The sequence below is a fragment of the Amycolatopsis sp. MEPSY49 genome, from assembly GCF_051337345.1.
Classification (GTDB): Bacteria; Actinomycetota; Actinomycetes; order Mycobacteriales; family Pseudonocardiaceae; genus Amycolatopsis.
Window position 1 is genome coordinate 25,983 of record NZ_JBDLYJ010000021.1, and the last position, 25,015, is coordinate 50,997.

Genomic DNA, 25,015 nt, shown 5'->3' on the forward strand with positions numbered 1-25,015 from the left:
CGGGTGCGAAGCCGGGCTCCTACACGGTGACCGCGACCTGCACGAGCCAGAAACAAACCGCCAGCGGCACGTTCGTGGTCACCGGGGTCACCACCACGACCCCGCCGCCGACCACGACGACCCCGCCGGTCGTGACCACGAAACCGACCCGCCCCGGCACCACCACGACCCCGCCGGCCACGACGACCACCACTCCGCCGACGACCACGAGCACCCCGCCGTCGTCGACCCCGCCGACCACCGCCACGACCACCAGCACCGAGCCGAAGCCGGGTGAGCTGGTGCTCGACCGGCCGAGCGTCCAACCCGGCGACGCCCTGTCGGCGTCCGGCAAGGGCTGCGAGCCAGGCCGGATGGTCACCCTGACCTCCGACGGCGCCGAAGTCGGCTCCGCCTACACCGACAGCTCCGGCGCCTTCACCGCGCCGGTCCGGTTCAGCCGGATCGAGGCCGGGCGGCACACCGTCGTCGCCGAGTGCGGGGTACGGCTGACCGGCTCGGTCGACCAGGTGGTGACCCGCTCGTCCGGCGGGCAGACCGGCACCCTCGTCGTCCTGGTGTTCTTCGTGCTCGCGAGCATCACGGTGATCCGCTTCCGGTGATCCCCGGTTGACATGCAGCCGTTTGGCTGCCTATAGTGCATAGGCAGCCAAACGGCTGCATGTCAGGAGAGGGCGCGATGGACGAGGTGTTCAAGGCGCTGGCCGACCCCAGCCGCCGCCGGCTGCTGGACGTGCTCAACGAGCGCAACGGCCTGACCCTGCGCGAGCTGTGCGCGGGGCTGGACATGGCCCGCCAGTCGGTGAGCAAGCACCTGGCCGTGCTCGAAGGAGCCGGGCTGGTCACGACGACCTGGCGCGGCCGCGAAAAGCTGCACCACCTCGACGCCGCGCCGATCAACGCGATCACCGAGCGCTGGCTGACCCGCTTCGACCGGCAGCGGGCCGGCGCGCTCGCCGATCTGAAACGAGCCCTGGAGTCCGAACCCATGAACGAATTCGTGTACACCACCTACATCAGCACCACCCCGGAAAAGCTCTGGCAAGCGCTTACCGAGCCGGCGTTCACCCGCCAGTACTGGGGTGTCGCGTTCGAAACCGACTGGCAGAAGGGCTCGCCGATGGTCTGGGCGGAAAGCGGGGCGAAAACGAGCCACCCCGACCAGGTCGTCGTCGAATCCGACCCGTTCCACCACCTTTCCTACACCTGGCACACGTTCACCCAGGAATGGGCGAACGGGAACGGGATCGACGCGGAAACGCTCGCGAAACTGCAGAGCGAAGGCCGGTCGAAAGTCACGTTCACCCTGGAACCGCAGGGGGAAACCGTGAAGCTGACCGTGCTGCACGACGGTTTCGAGCCCGGCAGCACGGTCCTGGCGATGTGCAGCCAGGGCTGGCCCGCGCTGCTGTCCAGCCTGAAGACGCTGCTGGAGACCGGTTCCCCGCTGCCCGCAGCGTGACCAACCGGACCAAACCGTCCAACCAGACAGATCTGGCACACTAAATCGTCTGATTCCTCCCCCTTTCGTGGGCGCCCGGCTGAAGTCCCGGTGAATTCCCTCCTCTCGACGGCATCCGATGCGGTTTTCCGGGCGATAGGCTCGCATAATCCGTGACCGGTGATGGTCCGATCGAGTGACGGGAGAGTGTGCGTGCCGGGGTCAGTGCGTACCCGCTGGATCGTGGCGGCCGTGGTCGTGGCCGCCGCGGCGGGAGCCGTCGTCGCGTTCTGGCCGGACAGCGCGTCCGCCGGCGATCCCGAGATCGCGGTGTCGCGCTCGGCGTGCGGCACCGGCTGGGCGGACCCGAAGCCCGGGCCGCAGACGTTCCGCCTGCACAACACGGGGTCGGTGACCGCCGAGGTCGACCTGATCGACCCGGCGACCGGCGTGATCTACGGCGAGGTCGAGGGCCTCGGCCCGGCGACCACCCGGCCGCTGCAGGTCAACCTCGGCAACGGCAGCTACGCGTTCCGCTGCCTGCCCGAGGACGCGGGCGCGATCGTCGGGCCGGCCGTGCGGGTCAGCGGGGGTGCCGAGCGGACCGGCCCGGGCGTCGCGCCGGTGACGCACAACGACCTGCTCGGGCCGCTCAAGGCCTATCAGCAGCACGTCACCACGGGCCTCGGCGAGCTGGTCGCGAACACGGGCGCGCTGAAGGACGCCGTCCACGGCGGCGACCGCGCGGCGAGCGAGGCCGCGTGGCTGACGGCCCACCTGACGTACGAGCGGCTGGGCGCGGCGTACGACGCGTTCGGCGACTCCGACGGCGCCCTCAACGGCACCGCCGACGGCCTCCCGGACGGCACGTCCGACGCGGGGTTCACCGGCTTCCACCGCCTGGAACAGGGCCTTTGGCACGGAGAAGACCTGGGCGCGCTCGCCACGGTGGCCGACCAGCTGGACAGCGACGCCCGCGCGTTGCAGGCGACCTTCGGCGACAGCCAGGTCGACGGCAACGATCTCGGCCTGCGCGCGCACGAGATCATGGAGAACACGCTGCAGTTCGAACTGACGGGCCGCACGGACTACGGCAGCGGCACCAACCTGGCCACGGCCCGAGCGAACCTCGACGGCACGCGCGCGGTGCTGGACGTGCTCCGCCCGCTGCTCGCGCCCCGGTACCCGGATCTGTCCAAGGTGGACAGCTGGTTGACGCGCACGCAGTCCCTTTTGGACTCGGCGCACCGGCCGGACGGGACCTGGACGCCGCTGGCGCAGCTGCCGCAGCGGGAAAGGCAGAAGCTGAACGCGGATGTGAGCGAGCTGACCGAGCTGCTGGCGCCGATCGCCGCGATCGCCGAGCCGAGGAGGGTCTCGTGACGGACTGCCCCGTGCCACACGCTGCCGGCGTGCCGCGCCGGTCCTTCCTGCGCCGGGCGGCCATGGGCGCCGGCCTGACCGTTGCCGCCGGTGCCGGGCTCGGCGCTTCCTCCGCCATCACCGACAGCACCGCGCCCGTGCCCTTCCACGGTCCGCACCAGGCCGCCATCCTGCGGAAGCCGCCCACTCAGACCGTTGTCGCGTCCTTCGACGTCGTCGCCGAGTCGAAAGCCGAGCTGACCGACCTCTTCCGCGCCGTCACCGACCGGGCGCGGTTCCTCACCGGCGGCGGTGCGCCCGCCGCGCTCGGCATCACCGCGCCGCCCGCCGACTCCGGGGTGCTCGGGCCCGTCGTCCCCGGTGGTGACCTGGGCGTCGTCCTCGGCGTCGGCGCCTCGCTCTTCGACGACCGCTACGGTCTCGCGAAGCTCAAGCCCGCCAAGCTGAAGCCGATGACGACGTTCCCGGACGACGCCCTCGACCCCGCCCAGTGCCACGGCGACCTGAGCCTCACGCTCTCCGCGAACTCCACCGACACCGTGCTGCACGCGCTGCGCGATATCGCCCGCGCGACTCGCGGTGCCATGCAACCGCGGTGGAAGATCAACGGCTTCAGCTCCCCGCCGCGGCCGGCCGGGACGCCGCGGAACCTGATGGGCTTCAAGGACGGCACCGCCAACCCGGAAGAAGCCGACTTCGACCGTCTCGTGTGGACACCCGGCGATCCCGCCTGGGCCGCCGGCGGCAGCTACCAGGTGGTCCGGTTGATCCGGATGCTGGTCGAGTTCTGGGACCGGGTCTCGCTGGCCGAGCAGGAGAACATGTTCGGCCGCCGCCGCGACACCGGCGCGCCGCTCGACGGCACCGAGGAGACCGACGTCCCCCGGTACGCCGACGACCCGATCGGCACCGTCATCCCGCTGACCAGCCACATCCGCAAGGCCAACCCGCGTACACCGGAAACCGATTCGAGCCGGATCCTGCGTCGCGCGGTGAACTACGACCGCGGCCTCGACCGCAACGGCAACCTCGACATGGGCCTGGTCTTCGTCTGCTACCAGCAGGACCTGGAGCGCCAGTTCGAAGCGGTCCAGACGCGGCTGGCCGGCGAACCCCTGACCGACTACATCTCCCCGTTCGGCGGCGGCTACTTCTTCGCGCTGCCGGGCGTCACCGGGCCGGACGACCACTTCGGCCGCGCATTGCTCGCCTGAACTGGCGAAACCACCACGAAAGGAAATATCCACTGTGGACAAGAGAACCCGCCGGCGACGGCACGGCCTGCTCGGCGCCGGGGCCCTCGCCTCGGTGGCCGCGCTGGCCGTGGTCACCGGCTCCGCGTCGAGCGCCGCGGACGCCCAGCCGCTGAACCTGTTCCCCGCGCACGGGATCCCCACGGCCACGCCGATCAAGCACGTCGTGGTCATCTTCGGCGAGAACATCTCGTTCGACCACTACTTCGGCACCTACCCGAACGCGGCCAACACCGACGGCACCCCGTTCACCGCCGCGCGCAACACGCCGAAGGTCAACGGCCTCGACAAGAAGCTGCTGACGAACAACCCGAACGCGTACAACCCGAAGCGGCTGTCGCCCCAGCAAGCGCTGACCTGCGACCAGAACCACAACTACGGCGCCGAGCAGGCCGCGTTCGACGGCGGCAAGATGGACAAGTTCGTCGAGAAGACCGAGACGGACAAGTGCACCGGCCAGCCGGTGCTGTTCGGCGAGCCCGGTCTGGTCATGGACTACTACGACGGCAACACCGTCACGGGCATGTGGAACTACGCCCAGCACTACTCGATGAGCGACAACTCGTTCAACACCGTCTTCGGCCCGTCGACGCCGGGTGCGCTGAACCTGATCTCGGGCCAGACGCACGGCGGGCAGGCGGTCGACCCGGTGACGCACCAGCCGGTCAGCGACGCCTACGTGGTGTCCTCGCCGGACGCGAACGGCGTCGGCACGGTGATCAACGACCCGGACCCGGCCTGGGACGACTGCTCGGACAAGAACCACACGAGCAAGGACAACCTGGCCACCATGCACGGCCGCAACATCGGTGACCTGCTCAACCAGCGCCACGTGACGTGGGGCTGGTTCCAGGGCGGCTTCCGCCCGACCGGGGAGGCCAACGGGTACGCGGTCTGCGGCCAGACCCACACGAACGTCGGCGGCAACGCGGTCGTCGACTACAGCCCGCACCACGAGCCGTTCCAGTACTACCCGTCGACGGCGAACCCGAAGCACCTCGCGCCGTCGTCGGTGCGGGCGATCGGCCAGACCGACCGCGCGAACCACCAGTACGACATCTCCGACTTCAACGACTCGCTGGGGGCCGGCTCCATGCCCGCGGTGAGCTTCCTGAAGGCCCCGGAGTACCAGGACGGTCACGCCGGCTACTCGGACCCGCTGGACGAGCAGCAGTTCGTCGTCAACGAGATCAACAAGATCCAGCAGTCCCCGGAGTGGAAGTCGACGGCGATCGTGCTGGCCTACGACGACTCCGACGGCTGGTACGACCACGTGTCGTCGCAGGTCGTCAACGGCTCGCACGATGCTTCGCAGGACCAGGCGGTCTGCACGGGCAAGCCGACGAAGCTGGGCGGCTACGCCGACCGCTGCGGCTACGGCCCGCGGCTGCCGCTGCTGGTGGTTTCGCCGTACAGCAAGGTGAACCACGTCGACCACACGCAGACGGACCAGACCTCGGTGCTGAAGTTCATCGAGGACAACTGGTTCGCCGGCCGGATCGGCGACTCGTCGTTCGACTCCCGCGCGGGGTCGCTGAACGGGATGTTCGACTTCTGGTGGCCGGGAGCGAAGAAGGTCACGCTCGACCCGAAGACCGGGGCGGTCGTGCACAGTTAGTCCACAGTGGAGGACGGGCCCGTGGCGACTGTCGCCACGGGCCCGTTCCGTCAGGTCAGGTGCCGCGCGAGGAAGCCCTCGTCGACCCCGGTCCAGCGGATGGTGCGGTGGTCGCCCGGGTTGGCGTGCAACGTCTTTTCGGTGGTCGCGAAGGCGTCGAAGAGCTCGAAGCACGACTGGCGGTCGACGTGCTCGTCGTCCCACGGGAGCAGGAACTGGACCGGCACGGTGATCCGCCGCGCCGCCGCGAGCAGCTCGTCGTACACGAAGAACCCGCCGCCGAAGATCGCCGCGGAGATCCGCGGATCGACCGCGGTCAGCGGGATCCCGATCGCGGTGCCCAGCGAAATCCCGCCGCCGTAGCCGATCGGCGCGTCACGGCCGATTTCGGGTAACTGCTGCAGGGCGTCCAGCGTGGCCTGCCATTCGGGGACGGCCCGTTCGGCCAGCGAGCGCGCGTAGGCGATGCTGACCGACCGGAAGCGTTCGCGGTCGGGCGCCTGCCGGAACTCGGCGCGGACCTGCTCGTCTTCGGCCGTGCGCGGGCGGTCGCCGTGCCCGGGCGCGTCGATGGCGGCGACGGAGAAACCCTGCCGGGTGACGGCTTCGCGGGCGCGGGCCGCCAGCGCCGGCGTCTTCTTGTGCAGGCCGCCACCGTGCCCCATCAGGACCAGGGGCGCGGCCGCCGGGCCGGACGCGGGTGACCAGAGGACGCCGGGGACGTCGCCGACGGCGAAGCCGCGCTCGACGACCCCGTCCGACGTCGTTTCGGACGTGAAACACAACGAATCCATGGGGAGTGCCTTTCGGGAGTTCCGACGCGCTCCCCTGGCCTATCGCCCGACCATGACGGCGAGGGGGAGCACCCACGTGCGCAGAGCGTTCACGGGTCTCACCTCCTCGGGCAGGTCACGGTCGACGGCACGCTACCAGCCGGCCACCGGGGTGCCCAACCGGATTTCGGCGCCCTTCGTTCAGGGCCGGACCGGCGCCAGGTCCCACGCCAGGGTCACCACGGTCCCCGACTCGCCGGACGCGATGTCCGCGCGGTCGGCGCTCGCCCGCAGCAGCAGCAATCCCCGCCCCCGCAGGGAGACCGGGCGCGGGTCGACCACCGGGGTCCGCCACCGGCCGTGGTCGCCGATGACCACCTCGATCCGGTCCGGGTGCAGCGCCGCGTCGAGGTCGACGACCCCGGGGCCCGCGCCGTCGTAGGCGTGGTCGGCGACGTTCGCCAGTGCTTCGTAGCTCGCCAGCACGATGTCCTGGGCGCGGGCCTCGTCGACGCCCGCCGCGAGGACCCACGCCGTCAGGTCGTGCCGCAGCCGGCGCAGGGCTTCGGGCGTCGCCTCCACGCCGTGGCAGCGAAACGGTCCCGGAGGTTCGTCCATCGGTCGCCTTTCCGGGCCCGTCACTGGTTCAGCGCTTCGTCGACCGTCGCGTGGATGCCGATCCACGTGTCGAGGCCGGTCGTCTTCAACGGACCCGACGTCACCGCCGAGTCGCTCACCACCCGCAGCGCGCGCTCGGGCAGCCTGCGGTGCGCCGCCGCGAGCACCTGCAGGCCCGCCGAGCAGAAGAACGTCACCGCGCGCAGGTCGACCACCAGCGTCCGGGGCTCGTCCGCCAGCACGGTGTCGACGACTTCCTCGAACTCCGGCGCGCTCAGCAGGTCGATCTCCCCCGCCACGCGCAACACCGCGGCCGTGTCCCGCCAGTCGAGCGTGACCGCCAGCTCGACGGCGGGAAGATCCCGGGATGATGAGGTCACGGCCCCCTATCGTGCCGCACTGCCCGGCAAACGGCTACCGGGGCGGGAGCTTGACCACCGTGACCCAGAAGTCGTCGATCTTCCGGACCACCTCGACGAACTTCTCGAAGTCGACCGGCTTGGTGACGTAGGCGTTGGCGTGCAGGTCGTAGCTGCGGACGATGTCCTCCTCCGCTTCGGACGTCGTCAGCACGACCACCGGGATGGTGCGCAGTTCCGGGTCCTGCTTGATCTCGCCGAGCAGCTCGCGGCCGTCCTTGCGGGGCAGGTTGAGGTCGAGCAGGATCAGCCCCGGCCGCGGGGCCGCCGCGAACCGCCCGCGGCGGTTGAGGAACTCGAGGGCCTCGACGCCGTCGCTCGCCACGTGCAGCGCGTTGCGGATCTTGTGGTGCTCGAAGGCTTCCCGGGTCATCAGCACGTCACCCGGGTCGTCCTCGACGAGCAGGATGTCGATCGGCACGTGCGCCCGCGTCATGCGTCCCCACCGTCCTCGGTCGCCGCCGGCAGCGTGAAGCGGAACGTCGTGCCCTCGGCTTCGGTGTCGAGCCAGATCCGGCCGCCGTGGTACTCGACGATCCGCCGGCACAGGGCCAGCCCGATCCCGGTGCCCGGGTAGGCGCTGCGGGTGTGCAGCCGCTGGAACAGCGCGAAGACCCGTTCGGCGTACTCCGCGTCGATGCCGATCCCGTTGTCCGACACCGAGAACACCCAGTCGTCGCCGTCGCGGTCCGCGGCGACCCGCACCTCGGGCGGGGTCTCGCCCTTGAACTTCAGCGCGTTGCCGATCAGGTTCTGGAACACCGCCGTCATCAGCGCCGGCTCGACGCGCACCACGGGCAGCTCGCCGCGGTCGACCTTGCCGCCGCTGAGCGAGAGCGCGACCTCCAGGTTCGCCAGCGCGTCGTCGACCAGCCGGCCGGCGTCGACCACGACGTGCTCGGCCGGCTTGCGGCCGACCCGGGAGAACGCCAGGAGGTCGTTGATCAGGACCTGCATCCGCTTGGCGCCGTCGACGGCGTACTCGATGTACTGCTCGCCGCGCTCGTCGAGCAGGCCTTCGTAGCGCCGCTGGAGCAGCTGGCAGAAGCTCGCCACCTTGCGCAGCGGTTCCTGCAGGTCGTGCGAAGCGACGTAGGCGAACTGCTCCAGGTCGGCGTTCGACCGCTCCAGCTCGCGCGTGCGCCGGTCCAGCAGCGCGTGCGCCCGCTCGAGCTCGGCCACCTCGTCGAGGATGCGCAGGCGCATGGCCTCGACGTCGGCGCCGAGCTGGGCGATCTCGCGCGGCCCGCTCCCGTGCACCGGGTGGCGGATGTCCCGGTCGGCGGTCTGGCGGACCTCGCCCGCCAGCCGCAGGATCGGCCGGGTGATGACCTGCCGCAGGCCGAGGAAGAGCACCGCGAACAGCAGCACGATCAGCACCGCGGTGGCGACGAGCATGGCGGTCAGGAAGGCCGCCGCGCCGTCGAGGTCCGCCCGGCCGGCGTCGCGGACGGCGGTGAGGTGCTCGAACTGGGTGCCCAGGGCCTGGCGCACCGCGACGAACAGCATCCGGCTGCGCTCGATCTGCGCCTGGGTGGGCGGCCCGGCGCCGGGTTCGACGGCGGGGGCGGCCGCGGCCTGCCAGGCGGTCGCCGCCTTCAGGACGGCCTCCAGGTCGTCGCCGGCCTGGGTGCCGGGCAGGGCGCCGAGCTGGCGCAGCTGGCTGACCGCGTCGCCCTCCGCCTGGCGGCCCTCGGTGTACGGCGCGAGAAATTCCGGCTGCCGGCCGAGCTGGTAGCCGCGGATGCCGGTCTCCTGGTTGAGCAGCGCCGTCGACAGCTGCGTCGCGGCCAGCCGCTGCGGGCCGATGACGTCGAGGAGGCCGTTGCGGGCCTCGGTCAGGTTGTTCAGCGCGATCACGCCGCCGGCCACCGCGGCGAGCAGCAGGACGGCTTCGACGACGGCGAACAGGCTCAGCCAGCGGCGGATCGTCCAGCCGCGTGCTTCAGTGCTCATCGGCCGGGTCCTGTCGGGTCGTGGCTGAGCAGGGCGAGGGCGACGTCGTCGTCGAGCGGGCCGGAGTTGAGCCGTTCGGCGCGGGCGATCAGCTCGTCGAGCAGGTCGGTGCCGGCGAGCCCGGTGTCGTGCTGGATCTCCAGGACGATGGCGGCCATCCGCTCGTGGCCGAGCCGCTCGGCCCCGGCGCCGACGCGGCCCTCGAACACGCCGTCGGTGTAGAGCAGCAGCGACCAGCCCGGTTCGAGCGGCACCTCGAGGGCCTCCCACTTCGTGCCTTCGACGATCCCGAGGGGAACGCCGAGGCGTTCGCCGGACAGGAGGTGCCCGTCGCCGGGGGTGAGCAGCAGCGGCGGCAGGTGCCCGGCCAGCGAGAGGCGCAGGGATCTTCGGTCCGGCGCGACGACGACCATGCAGACGGTGGCGAACAGCGGCTCGATCCGCTCGTGCACCATGACCCGCTCGACCATGCTCAGCACGTCGGCCATCGGCAGCCCGGCCATCACCAGCGAGCGCCACGCGATCCGCAGCGCGACGCCGAGCGCGGCCTCGTCCGGGCCGTGGCCGCAGACGTCGCCGATCATCATGTGGACGGTGCCGTCGGCGAGCTCGATCGCGTCGTAGAAGTCGCCGCCCAGCAGGGAACCGTTGCGGCCGGGGCGGTAGCGGGAGGCGAGCTCGAGGTGCGGGTCGCGCAGCAGCGGGACGGGCAGCAGGCCGCGTTCCAGCCGCGCGTTCTCCCGCGCCAGCAGCTGCTGCTGCAGGAACTGCTGCTCGACCTGCTCGGCGCGCTTGCGTTCGCGGGCGAAGCGCAGGGCCTTCACGAGCAGCGGCCCGTCCACCTGGTCCTTGACGAGGTAGTCCTGGGCACCGGCGGCGACCGCGGCGACGCCGGTGGCCTGGTCGTGCTGCCCGGTCAGGACGACGACCGCGACGAAGGGCGCGTGCTGGCCGAGCTTCGTCAGCCCGCTCAGGCCCATGGCGTCGGGCAGCTGCAGGTCGAGCACGACGCAGTCGGCGGTGAGCGGGCCGGCCAGCGCGGCGGCGAGCGTTTCGACGCGTTCGAGCGAGAACGGCACGGACGTGTCCGCCAGCATTTCTTCGACGAGCAGCGCGTCGCCGTCGTCGTCCTCGATCAGCAGCACGCGCAAGCGGGTGCCGGAGTCCCACGATGAGTCGTGCGCGGCGGTCACCGGCTTCTCCCGTTCGGCTGCTCGCGAGCCCAGCACATCCAGACGATCACCCTAGCGGCCCGGGCGGCGGCCGCCTACGGCCGCGAAACCGGTCCCACGGAGGTAGCGTTTTATAGCACTCCGGTGTGACACCGGGCCGGTAACGGTTCGGGTCGTGACCGTGCCGGAACCGGATGATCCCGGCCTATGCTCCGCGCATGTCGGAGACGCAGGGGGGCGGCGAAGGGTTTCCGCCGGTCCCACCACCCCAGGCGCAGCCCTACGGCCGGTTCCCGCCGGCGCCGCCGGACCCGCTCGCCCGGGTCGAGCGGCCGGAGCCGGTCCGGCGCGCCGCGTTCGCCTGGTGGGGCGCGGTCGGGTGCTGGTTCCTCGGTTCGCTGCTCAGCCAGCTGCTGGACAGCACCCTCTTCCGGTTCACGACGTCCGAGTCCGTGTCGGCCGGCGACGGCACGGTGGTGACCAGGACGGTGCAAGGCCCATTGCCCACCGAAATCGCGGTGCTCACGTTCCTGCTGCCGGGCGCGCTGTGGGCACTGCTGGTCTACGGGGTGTACCGCGGCGCGGGCTGGGCGCGCAAGCTGCTGGCGATCTGCGGCGTGCTGGGCATCTTGAACGTGGTGATCCAGCTGATCGCCCTCGCCGGCGCGGACCCGATGCGCAGCGGCGACGTCACCCACCTGGTGTTCTTCCTGGGAACGCTGGGCCTGTCGATCACCGGTTTCGTTCTGATGTACCGGGAAGGCACCGAGCCGTACTTCGTCAGGCGCCGCTGAGCCGGGCGGCGAGGAACTCCTGCTCGACGGCGTTTTCGCTCAACGCGAGCGCGGCGCGGTACGCGTCGGCCGCTTCGGCGTCGCGACCCAGGCGGTGCAGGAGATCGGCCTTGGTGGCGGGCAGGTAGCGGTAGCCGGCGAGCCGGCCGTCGGCCTCCAGCCGGGCGATCTCGTCGAGGGCGGCTTCGGGCCCGCGCACCATCGCGAGCGCGACCGCGCGGTTGAGCGCCACCACCGGCGAGGGCCACAGGCGCAGCAGCACGTCGTAGAGGACGAGGATCTGCGGCCAGTCGGTTTCGCCGTAGCTGGGGGCTTGCGCGTGCAGGGCGGCGATCGCGGCCTGGACGCTGAACCGCCCGGGCGGGCCGTTTCGCAGGGCCTCGACGACGAGCCGGTCGGCTTCGGCGATCATCGCGGTGTCCCAGCGGGTGCGGTCCTGGTCTTCGAGCCGCAGCAGACGTCCGGCGGCGTCGGTCCGGGTGGCCCGGCGGGCCTGCTGGACGAGCAGGAGCGCGAGCAGCCCGGCGACCTCGGTGTCGGCGGGCAGCAGGGCACGTAGCATCCGCGCCAGGTCCAGCGCGCGGCCGATCAGCTCGTCGCGCACGAGGTCATCCCCGGACGGCGCGGTGTGGCCGGCCGCGTAGAGCAGGTGCAGCACGGTCAGCACGACGGACACGCGCGCGGGCAGGTCCTCGGCCGCGGGGACCGCGTACGGGATCCGCGCGGCGGCGATCTTCTTCTTGGCGCGGGTGAGCCGGGCGGCCATCGTCGGCTCGGGCACCAGGAAGGCGTGCGCGATGTCGGCCGTCGCGACGCCGCAGACCAGCCGCAGCGTCAACGCGATCTGGGCTTCCTGCGCGAGCGCGGGGTGGCAGCAGGTGAAGACGAGCCGGAGCCGGTCGTCGGGGATCGGCCCGGCGGGCTCGGGCGGCTCGCCGACGTCCGGTTCGACGAGCAGCGGGAGTTTGCGCCGCAGCACTTCCCGGTGCCGGACGCCGTTGAGCGCGGTCCGGCGCGCGACCGTGGTCAGCCACGCGCCGGGCCGGTCCGGGACGCCGTCGTCGGCCCAGCGCTTCAGCGCTTGGAGGTAGGCGTCCTGGACGGCCTCTTCGGCCTCGTCGAGGTCGCGGGTGACCCGCACCGTCGCGGCGAGCACGTAGGCCCACTCGCGACGGTGCGCTTCGGCGACGGCGTCGGCGACCGGGGTCAGTCCGCCACGACCTGGAAGTCGACGAGCGGCCGGACCTCGACCCCGCCCTCGACGATCGGCGTCAGCTTCGCGCAGGCGAGGGCGTGGTCGAGGTCGCGGGCCTCCAGCAGGTACACGCCGGCGAGCACCTCCTTGGTCTCCACGAACGGCCCGTCGGTGACGAGGTCGCCGCGGATGGCGGTGGCGGTCTCGTTGGGCTGCAGGGCCAGGCCGGCGGTCACCTTGCCGCCCTTCGAGGCGATCAGCTCCGGCAGGCCGATGTGCCGGTCCATGGTCTCCTTCGGCAGGTCTTCGGCGGGCACCCGCTCGTAGATCAGCACCGCGTACTGCGCCATGTCCGTTCCTCCTGGTCGTCGGTCCTTTCCTACTCCGTCACGCGGGGAAGGACGAAATCGACAACTCCGGTGAACTTCCTTCAGCGCGCGGTCAGCGTCAACGCGAACGTGTTGCCGTCCCCCTGGACCAGCGAGCTGAGGTACGCGGTGAACGTGCCGCAGCCGGTCAGCGCCGGGATCGCGTAGGTGCCGGTCACCGGGCCGCCCGTCGCCGGGGTGAAGCCGCTGCCGGACCGCAGCTCGGCCGGGACCGGAGCGCTCGCCCGGCACCCCGCGTCCGCGACCGGCAGCCCGAACAACGTCACCTGCGGCAACGTCAGCGCCAGCTTCGCGTGCGCCACGAAGCCGTCGCCGGTGAGTTCGCCGGTCTGCGGGCCGTCCGGGCTGAACTGCAGGTCGGCCGTCCCGGGGACGAACCCGAACACCTTGAACTCCGCCCGCGTCCGGTCGAACGCCGGGGTGAACCCCGTGAACGATCCGGTGACCGGCGCGGTCGCCCCGAGCGCCTTCAGCGTCGTCGAGCCGGTGACGCCGTAGTCGCGGGACGAAGTGCCGCCCAGGTCGAAGCTCAGCAGCACCGGGTCCTGCCCCGGGTCGAGCGTGCAGTCCGAGGTGAACGAACCGAGCCCGGTGAAGGAGCCGTCGGCCTTCTTCGGCGTGAGCCGCGCGCTGAAGCCGCCGATCGTCAGCGTCGTTTTGCCGGCGTTCGGCAGTTGCACCGGCGGGACCGAACCGGACGCGTCGGTGGTGAACGGCCCCGACGCCGGCACCGCCGTCTTGGCCACCGTGAGCGGCAGGGCGAGCGGCAGCGTCAGCGGACCGTTGGCCAGCGTCACCCCTGCGGACGCCGTCCCTTCGATGCTCGCCGCGCCGACCAGGGCCAGGCCGCGGGTGGACTTGTCCGGCACGGTCACCGCCACCGCGAGACCGTCCGTCGTGAACGTGCCGCCCGGCGCGGACGGCACTTCGAAGGACGCCTTGATCTCCACGTCCAGCTTCTGCAGCCCGATCAGCGGGAAGGGGCAGGTGAAACTCAGCTTCTTGTCGATCGGGGTCGACGCCGACGCGGGCGTGGCGACGGCGAGAGCGAGCACGCAGGCGGCGAGCAACGACCGGGCGATCCGCACGGGCGCTCCCCTTTCTCGAGTTTCTCGGGCGTGGCACCGGCCCCCGCCGCGGCACTCGGCGCGCGGCGGGGGCCGGCAGTTCGGGTCACTTCTTGGCGAGCACGAGGTCCAGCGAGTTGCCGTCACTCTTGGCGAACGCGCTGATGATGTCGTTGAACGAGCCGCAGTTCTGCAGCGCGGACAGCGAGTAGGTGCCCGACAGCTTGCCGCCCTTGAGCAGGTCGAAGTCGGGTCCGGTGGTCATCTCGCTCGTGGACGAGCTGACCGTGCCGCACTTCGGGTCGGTGCTGATCGGGATGCCGAACAGGTTGACCGTGGTGAGGAACGTGTCGAACTTGATGTGCGCCTTGAAGCCGGTGCCCACCAGCTCACCGGTCTGCGGGCCGTTCTGCACGACCTTGACGTCCGAGCTGCCCTGGATGAAGCCGAACAGCTTGAAGTCGGTGTGCGTCGGGTTCAGCTGCAGGTTGCCGGTGAACGTCTTGGCCGACAGGTTGACGTCGGCGTCGAACGAACCCGTGATCGGCGCGGTGCTGCCGAGGGACTTCAGGGCCGTCTGGCCGGTGATGCCGAAGGAGTACTTGATGCCGCCGCCCGGCGGGGTCGTGGTGGGCGGGGTGGTCGTCGGCGGCGTGGTGGTCGGCGGGGTCGTCGTCGGCGGGGTGGTGGTGGGCGGCGTCGTCGTGCCGCCACCGCCGGCGATGGTGATCGTGGCCAGGGTGTTGTTCTGGCCGGCGTCCTGCGTGCAGGGCGCGTCGATCGTGCCGTCCGGCGTGATGCCGGTGACCGAGCCGTCGGCCTTGCGCGGGGTGACCTTGAGGTTCAGGTCGCCGACGGTGATCTTCGCCTGGCCGGCCTGGGTGAACGTCAGCGACGGCGTCTTGCCCGCGGCGTTGATGTTCATCTCACCCGAAGCCGGGATGTTCGTCTTGTCCAGCGTGATCGGGACGCTGACCGGCAGGTTGAGGCTCGGCGCCGCGACGGTCGCGGCGGCGGTGGCGGTGCCTTCGAGCGTCGTGGCGCCGATCAGGCTCAGGCCGCTGACGGTGTCCGCGTTGATCGTGGACACGGCCTTGATGTCGAACGCGCCGGTCGGCTGGCCGGTGTTCACCGTGGTCGGCAGGTCGGTGTTGATCACCACCTTCAGCGACTGGGACCCCACCAGCGGGAACGTGCAGTGGTAGTTCAGCGTCAGCGAGATCGGGTCGGCCGCGCTGGCCTGCGCCCCGACGACCAGCGCGGTGGCGACGAGCCCCACCGCGCCCACGGCCGCGGCGGCCGCGACCGTCTTCTTCTTGCCTCTTGGGTGACTCACGATGGTCCTTCCGTGTATCAACAGTGATACGAAACGGCCCGCGCTATTCGAGAATCGCGACCGATCCGTAAGCTAACGAGCGCGGATGGCGCCGATCAAGGGCTTTCGGTGAAAAGGCAACCCGGGCACCGCAAATTGTCACCCCGGCACGCCACCCGGCTCGGGTTCCTAGCAGGCCCGGGAAGGTTTCCCCAGCACAGGGCCAGCACCGAAGCGCTGACGAGCGTGACAATCCCCGCTCGCGAAATGTTGACGCGCATGCCAATCGACCATTCCCGTCTTGCTCGTGCGCAACCGCGCCGCGTAGCTTCGAAACCCATGAAAAGAATGCACAGCGCGGTGCTCGCAATGGCGGCGGCCGCGCTTCTGTCGTGCTCCGCGTGCGGGTCGGACACCCCCGCCGACCCCGGCCGGCACGCCGATCCCGCGGCGCTCGCCTGGGTCGACAAGGTGTGCACCGGGGTGGCGGCGGGCTCGGCGAAGCTGTCGCAGCCGCCCGCCGTCGACGACGCCGACCCGGTGAAGACCCGGGACGCGATGGTCGACTTCCTGGGCCGCCTGGGTTCGGCCCTCGACGACATGGCGGGTGGCCTGCGCACCGCCGGCGTCCCGCCCGTCCCGGATGGACAGTCCGCTGTGGACAAGGCGACCGGCAACCTGACCGAGACGAAGACCAAGCTCGCCGAGACGAAGTCCAAGATGGAGCAGGCGAAGGTGACCGACCAGCCCAGCCTGCGCAAGGTCATCTCCGACGCCGACGCGACCATGGGTCAGCTCGCCGACCCGGAGGGCCCGATCAAGGACCTCAAGGCGAACCCCGAGCTGAACCTGGCCTTCAGCGAGTCCGCGACCTGCAAGCGCGTCTACGGGACGGGCTCGTGACCGCCCGCCGCGTGTTCGCCGCCGTCGTGGCGCTGGTGCTCGCCGCCGGGGCCGCGCCCGCGGCGTCGGCGGCGTTCGCGGTCCCGGAGCCCGGTCCGGCCGACGACTCGTTCTACACGCCGCCGTCGCCGCTGCCCGCGGGCAAGCCCGGTGACGTCATCCGCTGGCGGCCGTCGAACGCCGGTCCGCGCAAGGCTTCCGTCGACGCGTGGCAGGTGATGTACCTGTCCACCAACGCGCTCGGGCAGCCCGACGCCGTCACCGGAACCGTGCTCGTGCCGAAGACCGCCGACCGCGCGACGGCGCCGATCGTCTCGTTCGACCCCGGCACCCACGGGCCGGCGTTCGGCTGCACGCCGTCGAAGATGATCGACATCGGCGCGTTCTACGAGCAGCCCGGCCTCGACGACCTCCTGGACGCCGGGTACGCCGTCACGGTCCCGGACTACGAGGGCTACCAGAGCGCGCCGAAGACGACGTACGTCGTGGGCCGGTCCGAAGGCCCGGCGGTGATCGACGGGGTCCGCGCGGCCCAGCGGCTCCCCGCGGCCGGGCTGTCCCCGACGGCGAAGGTCGTCTTCCGCGGCTACTCCCAGGGCGGCGGCGCCGCGGCGTGGGCCGGGGAGCTGCAGCCGGCGTACGCGCCGGAGCTGAACCTCGTCGGGATCGCGGCCGGCGGCGTGCCCGCCGACCTGGTCCAGGTGACGCTACAGCTCGACGGCAAGTTCGGGTTCGGCGTGTTCGCCTACGCCCTGCTCGGCCTCGACCAGGCGTACCCCGAGCTGCAGCTGGACTCGTTCCTGAGCGACAACGGCCGCGCGAAGCTGGCCGAAATGAAGCAGAGCGCGTGCACGTTCGAGCTGCTCACGACGTACGCGAACCAGAAGATCGCGGACTACACGACCGGCCCGGGCTACATCAAGCCGGCGTGGGTCGCGCGGCTGAACGAGAACAAGCTCGGCGGCACCCCGCCGCGCGTCCCGGTGTTCCAGTACCACGCCACCGGCGACCAGCTGGTGCAGTTCGCGCAGGCCGACGCCCTGCACAAGGCGTACTGCGCGGCCGGGGTGGCGGTGACGTGGAAGACCTACGACACCGACCACATCACGCTGGTCTACACCGGCAACGCCGACGTGCTGGCGTTCGTCAAGGACCGGATCGCCGGGAAGCCGGCGACGCCGAACTGCTGATCAGCGGTTCTGCCTGCCGTGCGGGTGCTGCTGCCACGAGCTGAGCACCGAGCTCACGTACTGCTGCCACTGGTCTTCGGCGGACAGCGCCGTCGTCGAGGGGCGCGCGGGCTTGCGCCCGGCGGCGGCCGGCGGGTTCGTGGTCCGGACCGGCGAGTCGTGCACCTCCGCGGTGAGCGGGGGCGGCTCCGCCGAGGCGCTCATCGTCTCCACCGCGTCGCTCGAGGTCGGCGGCGCGGCGGGGACGGTCGCGCCCGGCGGCGGCGTGGCCGTCCCGCCGACCTGCTGCGGCTGGAAGAGCACGACGGCGGCCAGCCCGAGCGCGACGGCCGCACCGGCGGCGAGGACGTACGGCTTGGTGCGCCGCGACTCGGCGGGCGGCGCTTCGAGCGGGCGCTCGTCCTCGGGCTCCGGGGCCGCGAGCTCGGCGTCGAGGATGGCCAGCGGATCGGGCTTGGGTTCCGGCTCGGGTTCTTCCGCGCTGAGCATCGCGTCGAGGTCACCGCGGATCATCAGCGGTTTCGTCTGCGAAGAGTTCACCAGCTCGGCGACCGAGGGGATGTCACCCTCCCCGCCCGTGCGTGCCATCGAAAGACCTCCACCCTGTCGGCGTCACCCTGGAGGAACCATGCCGCGAGAGCTGTTCCGCTTCGCCGTCGTCGGCCTGGCCGCGTACGGGGTCACCCTACTGGGCGACTACAGCCTGAAGCTCACCGTGTTCCGCGAGAAACCGGTGACGGCGCTTTTCTGCGCGACGGTGGCCTCGACGGCGTTCGCGTACCTGCTGTCCCGCCGCTGGTCGTTCGCCGGCCGCGGCGGCCACCACCGCGTGCGCGAAGCGGCACTGTTCTTCGTGGTCAACGCGGGTGCGGTGGCGGTGAACCTGGTGCCGCCGCTGGTGTCGCGGTACGTGCTGCACCTGTCGGTCCCGCACGTCGGCTTCGTGGCGCAGGAGATCGCGGACTTCGTGGCGGGGATGGTGCTGGGCACGTTGTCCGGGACGGCGTTCCGCTGGTTCGGTTACCGCCGGTGGGTGTTCCCCACGTCAGCGCCACCAATGGGAGTCACCCAGGGTGGTGAACCCGAGCTTGTCGTAGAGCGGCTTCCCTGCGCGCGAGGCGGTCAGCGTGACGGGTCGGTCGTCGAAGTGCCGTAGCACGGCGTGCATGAGGGCGCGCCCGACGCCTTTCGAGCGGTGTTCGGGCATCGTGGTGACCCAGTAGGCGCCGCCGACGCCGCCGTGGGCCATGGTGAAGCAGGCTCCTTCGGTTCCTTTGCGGAAGAAGGCTTGGCCGAGGAGTTCTTCCGGGAAGACCTTGCCGGGTTCCACGGGCTGGTACTCCTCCAGCGGGAAGCCGCGGACGATGATGTCCTCGGCTTTCAGCAGTTCAGCGGGGGTTTCGACGCGGGTGACGGTAGGTTCGTCCGGGACCGGTCCGGGCTCTCGCGCCATGACGGGCAGGAGGCGGACGGCCATGCCGATGTCGCCGAGGTCGACCGTCCGGAAGGGATCCTCGACGACGACGGTCCGGCCGTTTTGCCGGTATTCGTCGGCCAGTGCGGTGATCCTGGCTTCGTCGGGGGTGTCGGTCCGCACCATGATCCGCACCCGGCGCCCCTCCACGACGGTGCAGGTGGGGTGTTCCCGGACGCGGTCACCGCGGGCGTTCGCCAAGGTGGTCCACATGGCGACGGCGTTGTCGGAGGCTTGCCGCAGGCGCTCGGTGAGCAATCCGGTCATGTCGGGCAGCTTAGAGGTGGATTGGACCGTTCCCCAGAGCCAATCCGGGCGGCCGGGGCCAGGCCACTCGCCGGTTGTCCACAGCCTTCGGGCGGATGTGGGCAGCTCGGGCACCGGCCGAGCGATCGCCGGGTTTTGTCAGAGCCGGCCGATAAACTGGACATGGGCACGCCCCCCAGGGACGGGCGGGGGCTGCCCGGCCGGCTCCCTCCCGCCTGGCAACACGCACCCGGCGGCCCGCTGTCGCGAATGTCGCATTGGCGACGCCAGAGGTCCCCAAAGCGACATTCGCGCCCCCGGACGCCGCCGGCTCACTCCCCGCCCGGCAACGCCCGTTCCGCCAGCAAAGCCAACTCCAGCCGCAGCCGCTCCCCCGGATCGTCCAGCCGCGCCCCGAACAACTCGCCCAGCTTCTTCAACCGCGCCCGGACCGTCTGCGGGTGCAACTCCAGCACCCGCCCCAGCTCGGGCGCGCTCCCGCGGGTCTGGACCAGCGCCAGCAACGTCTCCGCCAACTGCTCCCGCCGCCGCTCCGGCAACCCCGTCAACGGCGCCAACGTCGTCGACGCCAGCTGGGACACCAGGAACTCGTCCGCCAGCAGCAACAACGTCGTCAAGTGGTCGCGGCACCACACCACCGGCCCCGGCACATCAAGCAACCCGCGCGCCGCCAAGTCCAGCGCCCGGCGCGCCACCCGGAACGATTCAGGCGCCGCCGACGGGGGCACCAGTGGCCCGACCGCCGCCGTCCAGCCCGCCGGCAACCCCGCCAGCCCCGCCAGGTCCGTGTCCGGGGCCGGGGTCAGCGCCGCCGGTGGGTCGCCCGACGGATCCGCCGGGACGTGCTCCGGCAGCAACCCCGCGGGGAGCTCCGGTGCGCCCGGCAGCGCGCGGAACGCCACCGCCGCCACCGAGGACAGCACCGGCAGCCCCGACGCCGCGACCAGACCGTCCACTTCGGCCGGTGTGCGGCCACCGAGCAGCGCGTGCAGCAGGCGACGGTGGCGCTCGCCCGTGCCGGACATCGCGGCTTCCGCCGCGCGGTAGCCCTCGGCGACCGCGGCCATCGACGTCTCGACGTCGGCGAACATGCCCTCGGCCGCGCCGTACAGGACGTCGCCGGACAGGCCGGCTTCCCGGGCGATGTCGGCGATCCAGCGCCACGTCACCCGGCTCGACACGCGCACGGCCGCCTGCACCGCCTCGCGGCTCAGGCCATTGTGGAACGCCTCACGCCCGTGCCCGCGGAACTCGGCCAGCCGGTCGGCCTGCCACAGCGCGGGCGTGCCGACGCGGTCGATGTCCCGCTCGATCCCGCGCCGCGCCTGCTCGATCGCCGCGACGCGCGTGGGGCCGCGGCCGAAACTCCCGGAATATTCCGGAATCTCGGCGGCGATGCCGTCGACGCAGGCCCGCGCGATCTCCGGGATCCGCGGGCGCACGACGTCGCCGAGCTCGTGGGGCAGCCGGGCCCACACCGAGCCGTCCGAAGCGGGAGAACCGCGCATGGGGAATTCGGTCCTCCACCGGGATTAATCGACACTCGGAATTGGCCCCCACCATCTGACACGGAGCGTAGGACGCCCACCCGTCCGTGTCAAAAGGACGTCATCCCGTCACCCTTTCCGGGAACACCTCGTTGATTTTTCAGTGACACAACCGTCGGATACGCTCTGCTCCGCCCGGACCGACTCGAAGGGGGATCGGTGGTCGAGTACCGCAGCTTCCGCCTGCTGGCCTCGCTGCCGCGCGCGCTGGGCGCGGGCCTGCGCCCGCACGTCGGGCGCGCCGCGGCCGCGATGATCCAGGAGGTCCAGCGCACGGTCCCGGCGTACGGCCGGCCGCTCAAGGGCGTGTTCGGCAAGGTCCTGGTCAAGAGCGTCCAGTTCGCCGTGCAGCACTGCGTCGACTCGATGGGCGAACCGGACCTCGCCCACGACCACTGGATCGACTTCTACCGCGGCCGCGGCCGCATCGAGTTCACCGAGGGCCGCACGCTCGACGCGCTGCAGGACAGCGCCACCGTCGGGGCCCGGGTGGCCTGGCGGGCGATGCACCCCGGCGTCGTCGCCGCCGGCGTCGACCCGGCCGTCATCTCGGTCGCCGCGGAGGCCATCTTCGCCTACGTCGACGAGCTCTGCGCCACCGCGATCGAGGGCTACCAGCAGGCGCAGGCCGAGGCCGAAGGCGCCGTCCCGGTCCGGCGGCGGCGCCTGCTCGAGCTGATCGTGCAGGCCCCGGAAGGCGCGGCGAGCAGCATCGCCGAGCTGGCCGGGGGCGCCGGCTGGCCGCTGCCCGAGACCGCCGCGATGGTCGCCCTCGAACGCGGCCCCGACGCGGCCGGCTTCCCCGCCGACCTGCTCGGCGACGGCGTCCTGGCCGACCTCGACGGCCCCGAGCCGTACCTGCTGACCCGCGACCCGGACGCCGACCTCGCGCCGCTGGAAGCCAAGCTCGACGGCTGGCGGGCGGCGGTGTCGCCCACCGTGCCGCTGGCCGACGCACCGGCCGCGCTGCGCACCGCCCGGCGGGCGCTGCTGCTGTCCGGGCCCGACGTGCCCGGCCCGATCATCTGGTGCCGCGACCACCTGGCCACGCTCTGGCTGCTCGCGGAGGACTTCCTGGCCGCCGAGCTGGCGCGGCAGAGCCTCGACCCGTTCGCCTCCCTCAGCGAGAAGCAGCGGGACCGGCTGGGCGAGACCCTGCTGGCCTGGCTGGAGACGCGCGGCGGGGCGCCGGAGATCGCGCAGCGCCTCGGCGTCCACCCGCAGACCGTGCGCAACCGGCTGCGGCAACTGGAGGAGCTGTTCGGCGACCGGCTGAAGGACGCCGACGACCGCCTCGGCATGCAGCTGGCCCTGCGGGCTCAGCGGCTCATGCGCGCGCACCGGCCGGACGGTGAGCGGGAGCGCTGAGGGCGCGGTCGAGCGCGCGCACCGGCACGGGCAGCAGGCGCCGCCACGGGCGCCGCACCGGCCGCGGCGGCCGGGGCTCTCGCGAATAGGGGTGGAAACTCGCGCGGCAGGACATCAGCGCGTCCGGTGCGTCATTGCGACCATGCCTTCGAGGAATACGCGGATACCGGCGGAATGTCGATACGCATTACCGGGTGAACCGGGAAAACCCGCACCCCCGATCGCCTTTCGGCGGCCGTTCTTGTCACGCGCACCCGCATTCCCGGGAAGTGGCGTGCGACACATCCGGCGCGAGTAGTCGGATGCCCTATTTTCGGCTCCGCGAGAAAGGGCTCCCGATGACACTCGAGACGCACACGCTGACCCTCCACGGCCGCCGGATCCGGCTGCACGAGCACCTGCCCGCGACGGGTGCGCGCGACGAAGCGGTCGTGCTGCTGCACGGGATCGCGGGCAGCGCCGAGACGTGGGCACCGGTTTTGGCGCGATGCGGGGCGCTCGGCAAGCGCGTCCTGGCGCCCGATCTGCCCGGCCACGGCGAATCCGAGGCACCACGCGCGGATTACGGTCTCGGCGCGCTGGCGAGCACCGTGCGGGACGTGCTGGCGGTGTCCGGCGTGCGGCACGCGACGGTCGCCGGCCACTCGCTCGGCGGCGGCGTCGCGCTGCAGTTCGCCTACCAGTTCCCGGAAATGTGCGACCGGCTCGTCCTGGTCGCCGGCGCGGGGCTCGGCCCGGAGGTGAGCCCGGTGCTGCGCGCGACGGCGTTGCCGGGCGCCCGGGCCGTCGTGGCCTGCGCGGTCAACCGGGGCACGCTCGCGATCGCGCGCGCCGCGGCCCGGCTCGGGCGCCGGCTCGGCGGATCGTTGAAAACTGAAACACGTGAGCTGGCAAGGCATTTCGGCTCGCTCGCCGACCCGGCGCGGCGGCGGGCGTTCTTCTCCATCGCGCGCAGCCTGATCGACCTGCGCGGCCAGCGCGCGACCGCGCTGGAGAAGCTCTACCTGGCCGAAGACGTGCCGGTGCTGCTGGTCTGGGGCGCGCGCGACCCGCTCATCCCCGCCGCGCACGGCCGCCGGGCGGCCGAGCTGCTGCCGAACAGCCGCTTGACCGTGCGGGAAAACATGAAACACTTTCCGCACGTGGCCGATCCGGACGGGTTCTGCCTGCTCCTGCACGAGTTCGTGACGACGACCGAACCCGCGCGGCTCACGCTCGACGACGTCGTCGCGCGTCTGACGGCCGGGCCGTGAGGCCCCCGGGAAAAGTTGTCATCCGCGCACCATCCGCCCGAAGCGGAAGTGTCACCTCGCGTCGCGCCGTTCCACCCGTTCGGGTGTAGTCCGGACGGGTTACCGCAAAGTCAGCGGAGAACCCGTTGACACTGCGGTTCGCGCGAAATTATGTTGCCTGAGCCACAAAATCCGGACCGGCTTCGACGACGAAGAGGCCGGTTTTGTTGCCAGCAAGGATAAAACACATGACCGACGTGGACACCGGGTTCGCCGCCCCCGCCCTGCGCGCGGGACGGCCCAACCCCGGAGAACGCCCTTCCGGACCGGCCTACCGGCACCAGTCCGTGTCGGCCGACCGGCCCCGGACCGCCTACCCGCCCGCTCCCCGGAGCCCGGCGGAACCCCGGCCCGTGCGCGCTTCCGGCGCCATCGGGCTGTGGGCTTCGCTGCCCCGTGAGCTGGCGATCCGCTTCAAGCCGCGGGTCGACCCGCTGGCCCGCGCCATCCTGCAGGAGGTCCAGCGGGCGGTGCCCGAGTACCGCCAGCCCCTCGAAGGCGCGTTCGGGCACATCATCACGCAGGGTGTCCGGCAGGCGATCATCCAGTGCCTCGACAGTGTCGGCACCCCCGGTGCCGTGCCGCTCGAGACGTGGACGACCGTGTTCCGCAACCTCGGCAAGATCGAGTTCAACGAGGGCCGCAGCCTCGACTGCCTCCAGACGGCCTACCGGGTCGGCGGGCGCGTCGCGTGGCGGCACATTTCGGAGTTCGGGCAGGCCGCCGGCGTGGCCGCGGACACGCTCTGCACGTCGGCCGAGGCGATCTTCGCCTACGTCGACGAGATCTCCGCGCTCTCGATCGAGGGCTACACGGCGGCGCAGACCCGCGCGGCCGGCACCCGGGCGCGGCGCCGGAGACGGCTGCTCGAACTGCTGCTCGCCGACCCGCCGTCGGCGCCGCAGACCATCAGCGCGCAGGCCGCGACCGCGCAGTGGGCGCTGCCGGCCGAAGTCACGGTCGTCGCCCTCGAACCGCGCGCCGACCAGCACAGCCTCGCCGCGCCGGACCTGCACTCGGACGTCCTCGTCGATCTCGAGGGCGGCGAGCCGTGCCTGGTCACCGGGGACGCGGAAAAGCACCTGAAGAACCTCGGCGAGCGGCTTCAGGGCTGGCGCGCGGTGATCGGCCCGACCGTGCGGCTCACCGACGCGCCGCGGTCGCTCCTGTGGGCGCGCCGGACGCTCAAGCTCGTCCAGCGCGGCGTGCTGCCGGACGCGCCGGTCACCCGCTGCACCGACCACCTGTCCACGCTGTGGCTGCTCGCCGACGAGTTCCTGGTCCGCGAGCTGTGTTCGCGCAGCCTGGAGCCGTTCAACGACCTCACCCCGAAGCAGCGGGCACGCCTCGGCGAGACGCTGCTGATCTGGCTGCAGTCCCGCGGCAGCGCACCCGAAATCGCGAAGAAGCTCAAGGTGCACCCGCAGACCGTGCGCTACCGCATGCACCAGCTCATCGACCTGTTCGGCGACCGGCTGAACAACGCCGACGACCGGCTCGACATGGAGATCGCGCTGCGGGCGGAGGCCCTGCTCGGTTCCTGACCCGCTTCGAAGCTCTGTCACCCCGAAGAAGTGGTGG

Annotated in this window: 26 protein-coding genes; 12 read left to right on the forward strand and 14 right to left on the reverse strand. The window is 71.6% G+C overall.

Annotation, left to right across the window (positions count from 1 at the left end; genetic code table 11):
• Positions 1-19: 19 nt before the first annotated feature.
• Positions 20-361, reverse strand: a complete 342-nt coding sequence (locus ABFJ78_RS47025) for a hypothetical protein (RefSeq protein ID WP_436393984.1) — start codon at positions 359-361, stop codon at positions 20-22.
• On the opposite strand from ABFJ78_RS47025, the gene ABFJ78_RS47030 reads away from it, so the two are divergent.
• From ABFJ78_RS47030 to ABFJ78_RS47050, 5 genes are all read left to right on the forward strand, one after another.
• A complete protein-coding gene (locus ABFJ78_RS47030; RefSeq protein ID WP_436393985.1) occupies positions 354-602 on the forward strand; it encodes a hypothetical protein in 249 nt (82 codons plus the stop codon). The two genes, ABFJ78_RS47025 and ABFJ78_RS47030, sit on opposite strands and share 8 nt — an antisense overlap.
• 77 nt (positions 603-679) lie before the next feature.
• Complete coding sequence (locus ABFJ78_RS47035) at positions 680-1,462, forward strand: ArsR/SmtB family transcription factor (protein ID WP_436393986.1); 783 nt, start codon at positions 680-682, stop codon at positions 1,460-1,462.
• 204 nt (positions 1,463-1,666) lie between these two features.
• Entirely contained in the window at positions 1,667-2,824 is a 1,158-nt protein-coding gene (locus ABFJ78_RS47040; RefSeq protein ID WP_436394099.1) for an EfeM/EfeO family lipoprotein, read from the forward strand.
• Between the two features lie 62 nt (positions 2,825-2,886).
• A complete protein-coding gene (locus ABFJ78_RS47045; RefSeq protein WP_436394100.1) occupies positions 2,887-4,038 on the forward strand; it encodes a Dyp-type peroxidase in 1,152 nt (383 codons plus the stop codon).
• A 34-nt stretch (positions 4,039-4,072) separates the two neighbouring features.
• Complete coding sequence (locus ABFJ78_RS47050) at positions 4,073-5,695, forward strand: phospholipase C (protein ID WP_436393987.1); 1,623 nt, start codon at positions 4,073-4,075, stop codon at positions 5,693-5,695.
• Positions 5,696-5,745: 50 nt separating this feature from the next.
• Here the strand turns inward: ABFJ78_RS47050 and ABFJ78_RS47055 are convergent, their stop codons facing one another.
• From ABFJ78_RS47055 to ABFJ78_RS47080, 6 genes are all read right to left on the reverse strand, one after another.
• Positions 5,746-6,489: a dienelactone hydrolase family protein gene (locus tag ABFJ78_RS47055; RefSeq protein WP_436393988.1), complete on the reverse strand. Its 744-nt coding sequence runs from the start codon at positions 6,487-6,489 to the stop codon at positions 5,746-5,748.
• A gap of 180 nt (positions 6,490-6,669) precedes the next feature.
• Positions 6,670-7,086 carry an ATP-binding protein gene (locus tag ABFJ78_RS47060; protein WP_436393989.1) on the reverse strand — a complete coding sequence of 139 codons (417 nt, stop codon included), beginning with the start codon at positions 7,084-7,086 and terminating at the stop codon, positions 6,670-6,672.
• Between the two features lie 20 nt (positions 7,087-7,106).
• On the reverse strand, positions 7,107-7,466 hold the full coding sequence (locus ABFJ78_RS47065; protein WP_436393990.1) for an STAS domain-containing protein: 360 nt from the start codon (positions 7,464-7,466) through the stop codon (positions 7,107-7,109).
• A gap of 34 nt (positions 7,467-7,500) precedes the next feature.
• Positions 7,501-7,941: a response regulator gene (locus ABFJ78_RS47070; RefSeq protein ID WP_436393991.1), complete on the reverse strand. Its 441-nt coding sequence runs from the start codon at positions 7,939-7,941 to the stop codon at positions 7,501-7,503.
• Positions 7,938-9,461, reverse strand: a complete 1,524-nt coding sequence (locus tag ABFJ78_RS47075; RefSeq protein WP_436393992.1) for a sensor histidine kinase — start codon at positions 9,459-9,461, stop codon at positions 7,938-7,940. Before ABFJ78_RS47075 ends, ABFJ78_RS47070 begins: the two co-directional genes overlap by 4 nt.
• Positions 9,458-10,654, reverse strand: coding sequence for a PP2C family protein-serine/threonine phosphatase (locus tag ABFJ78_RS47080; protein WP_436393993.1), 1,197 nt, complete (start codon positions 10,652-10,654; stop codon positions 9,458-9,460). The genes ABFJ78_RS47075 and ABFJ78_RS47080 overlap by 4 nt, the downstream gene beginning before the upstream one ends.
• A gap of 197 nt (positions 10,655-10,851) precedes the next feature.
• Here ABFJ78_RS47080 and ABFJ78_RS47085 point away from each other — a divergent pair, with 197 nt between their 5' ends.
• A complete protein-coding gene (locus tag ABFJ78_RS47085; RefSeq protein ID WP_436393994.1) occupies positions 10,852-11,427 on the forward strand; it encodes a hypothetical protein in 576 nt (191 codons plus the stop codon).
• Here ABFJ78_RS47085 and ABFJ78_RS47090 read toward each other — a convergent pair.
• From ABFJ78_RS47090 to ABFJ78_RS47105, 4 genes are all read right to left on the reverse strand, one after another.
• Positions 11,414-12,583 (reverse strand): RNA polymerase sigma factor, encoded by a 1,170-nt coding sequence (locus ABFJ78_RS47090; protein WP_436393995.1) that lies wholly within the window; start codon positions 12,581-12,583, stop codon positions 11,414-11,416. The two genes, ABFJ78_RS47085 and ABFJ78_RS47090, sit on opposite strands and share 14 nt — an antisense overlap.
• 50 nt (positions 12,584-12,633) lie before the next feature.
• Complete coding sequence (locus ABFJ78_RS47095) at positions 12,634-12,972, reverse strand: YciI family protein (protein WP_436393996.1); 339 nt, start codon at positions 12,970-12,972, stop codon at positions 12,634-12,636.
• Positions 12,973-13,052: 80 nt separating this feature from the next.
• Positions 13,053-14,099 carry a DUF6801 domain-containing protein gene (locus tag ABFJ78_RS47100; RefSeq protein WP_436393998.1) on the reverse strand — a complete coding sequence of 349 codons (1,047 nt, stop codon included), beginning with the start codon at positions 14,097-14,099 and terminating at the stop codon, positions 13,053-13,055.
• Between the two features lie 85 nt (positions 14,100-14,184).
• Positions 14,185-15,414: a DUF6801 domain-containing protein gene (locus ABFJ78_RS47105; protein ID WP_436393999.1), complete on the reverse strand. Its 1,230-nt coding sequence runs from the start codon at positions 15,412-15,414 to the stop codon at positions 14,185-14,187.
• A 318-nt stretch (positions 15,415-15,732) separates the two neighbouring features.
• Here ABFJ78_RS47105 and ABFJ78_RS47110 point away from each other — a divergent pair, with 318 nt between their 5' ends.
• Both ABFJ78_RS47110 and ABFJ78_RS47115 read left to right on the forward strand, forming a co-directional pair.
• On the forward strand, positions 15,733-16,296 hold the full coding sequence (locus tag ABFJ78_RS47110) for a hypothetical protein (protein WP_436394000.1): 564 nt from the start codon (positions 15,733-15,735) through the stop codon (positions 16,294-16,296).
• Positions 16,293-17,486 carry a lipase family protein gene (locus ABFJ78_RS47115; RefSeq protein WP_436394001.1) on the forward strand — a complete coding sequence of 398 codons (1,194 nt, stop codon included), beginning with the start codon at positions 16,293-16,295 and terminating at the stop codon, positions 17,484-17,486. Before ABFJ78_RS47110 ends, ABFJ78_RS47115 begins: the two co-directional genes overlap by 4 nt.
• Here the strand turns inward: ABFJ78_RS47115 and ABFJ78_RS47120 are convergent, their stop codons facing one another.
• Positions 17,487-18,074, reverse strand: coding sequence for a hypothetical protein (locus ABFJ78_RS47120; RefSeq protein ID WP_436394002.1), 588 nt, complete (start codon positions 18,072-18,074; stop codon positions 17,487-17,489).
• A gap of 40 nt (positions 18,075-18,114) precedes the next feature.
• Between ABFJ78_RS47120 and ABFJ78_RS47125 the strand changes: the two genes are divergently transcribed.
• The gene (locus tag ABFJ78_RS47125) at positions 18,115-18,642 is read left to right on the forward strand and encodes a GtrA family protein (protein ID WP_436394003.1); all 528 of its coding nucleotides are present in this window, start codon (positions 18,115-18,117) and stop codon (positions 18,640-18,642) included.
• Here ABFJ78_RS47125 and ABFJ78_RS47130 read toward each other — a convergent pair.
• Both ABFJ78_RS47130 and ABFJ78_RS47135 read right to left on the reverse strand, forming a co-directional pair.
• Positions 18,532-19,341 carry a GNAT family N-acetyltransferase gene (locus tag ABFJ78_RS47130; RefSeq protein ID WP_436394004.1) on the reverse strand — a complete coding sequence of 270 codons (810 nt, stop codon included), beginning with the start codon at positions 19,339-19,341 and terminating at the stop codon, positions 18,532-18,534. The two genes, ABFJ78_RS47125 and ABFJ78_RS47130, sit on opposite strands and share 111 nt — an antisense overlap.
• Before the next feature lie 197 nt (positions 19,342-19,538).
• Positions 19,539-20,735, reverse strand: coding sequence for a helix-turn-helix domain-containing protein (locus ABFJ78_RS47135; protein WP_436394005.1), 1,197 nt, complete (start codon positions 20,733-20,735; stop codon positions 19,539-19,541).
• Between the two features lie 198 nt (positions 20,736-20,933).
• Between ABFJ78_RS47135 and ABFJ78_RS47140 the strand changes: the two genes are divergently transcribed.
• The 3 genes from ABFJ78_RS47140 to ABFJ78_RS47150 all read left to right on the forward strand — a co-directional run bounded on the left by ABFJ78_RS47140 (position 20,934) and on the right by ABFJ78_RS47150 (position 24,978).
• Positions 20,934-22,142: a PucR family transcriptional regulator gene (locus ABFJ78_RS47140; protein WP_436394006.1), complete on the forward strand. Its 1,209-nt coding sequence runs from the start codon at positions 20,934-20,936 to the stop codon at positions 22,140-22,142.
• Between the two features lie 338 nt (positions 22,143-22,480).
• Complete coding sequence (locus ABFJ78_RS47145) at positions 22,481-23,395, forward strand: alpha/beta fold hydrolase (RefSeq protein WP_436394007.1); 915 nt, start codon at positions 22,481-22,483, stop codon at positions 23,393-23,395.
• A gap of 392 nt (positions 23,396-23,787) precedes the next feature.
• Positions 23,788-24,978: a helix-turn-helix domain-containing protein gene (locus ABFJ78_RS47150; protein WP_436394101.1), complete on the forward strand. Its 1,191-nt coding sequence runs from the start codon at positions 23,788-23,790 to the stop codon at positions 24,976-24,978.
• Positions 24,979-25,015: the final 37 nt, after the last annotated feature.

Excerpts from the sequence above, each read along its gene's own strand:
- ABFJ78_RS47030 (WP_436393985.1), top strand. The coding sequence starts at position 354 with ATGGTCACCCTGACCTCCGACGGCGCCGAAGTCGGCTCCGCCTACACC.
- ABFJ78_RS47035 (WP_436393986.1), top strand. The coding sequence starts at position 680 with ATGGACGAGGTGTTCAAGGCGCTGGCCGACCCCAGCCGCCGCCGGCTG.
- ABFJ78_RS47045 (WP_436394100.1), top strand. The coding sequence starts at position 2,887 with ATGGGCGCCGGCCTGACCGTTGCCGCCGGTGCCGGGCTCGGCGCTTCC.
- ABFJ78_RS47055 (WP_436393988.1), bottom strand. The coding sequence starts at position 6,489 with ATGGATTCGTTGTGTTTCACGTCCGAAACGACGTCGGACGGGGTCGTC.
- ABFJ78_RS47060 (WP_436393989.1), bottom strand. The coding sequence starts at position 7,086 with ATGGACGAACCTCCGGGACCGTTTCGCTGCCACGGCGTGGAGGCGACG.
- ABFJ78_RS47070 (WP_436393991.1), bottom strand. The coding sequence starts at position 7,941 with ATGACGCGGGCGCACGTGCCGATCGACATCCTGCTCGTCGAGGACGAC.
- ABFJ78_RS47075 (WP_436393992.1), bottom strand. The coding sequence starts at position 9,461 with ATGAGCACTGAAGCACGCGGCTGGACGATCCGCCGCTGGCTGAGCCTG.
- ABFJ78_RS47085 (WP_436393994.1), top strand. The coding sequence starts at position 10,852 with ATGTCGGAGACGCAGGGGGGCGGCGAAGGGTTTCCGCCGGTCCCACCA.
- ABFJ78_RS47095 (WP_436393996.1), bottom strand. The coding sequence starts at position 12,972 with ATGGCGCAGTACGCGGTGCTGATCTACGAGCGGGTGCCCGCCGAAGAC.
- ABFJ78_RS47110 (WP_436394000.1), top strand. The coding sequence starts at position 15,733 with ATGAAAAGAATGCACAGCGCGGTGCTCGCAATGGCGGCGGCCGCGCTT.
- ABFJ78_RS47120 (WP_436394002.1), bottom strand. The coding sequence starts at position 18,074 with ATGGCACGCACGGGCGGGGAGGGTGACATCCCCTCGGTCGCCGAGCTG.
- ABFJ78_RS47125 (WP_436394003.1), top strand. The coding sequence starts at position 18,115 with ATGCCGCGAGAGCTGTTCCGCTTCGCCGTCGTCGGCCTGGCCGCGTAC.
- ABFJ78_RS47135 (WP_436394005.1), bottom strand. The coding sequence starts at position 20,735 with ATGCGCGGTTCTCCCGCTTCGGACGGCTCGGTGTGGGCCCGGCTGCCC.
- ABFJ78_RS47145 (WP_436394007.1), top strand. The coding sequence starts at position 22,481 with ATGACACTCGAGACGCACACGCTGACCCTCCACGGCCGCCGGATCCGG.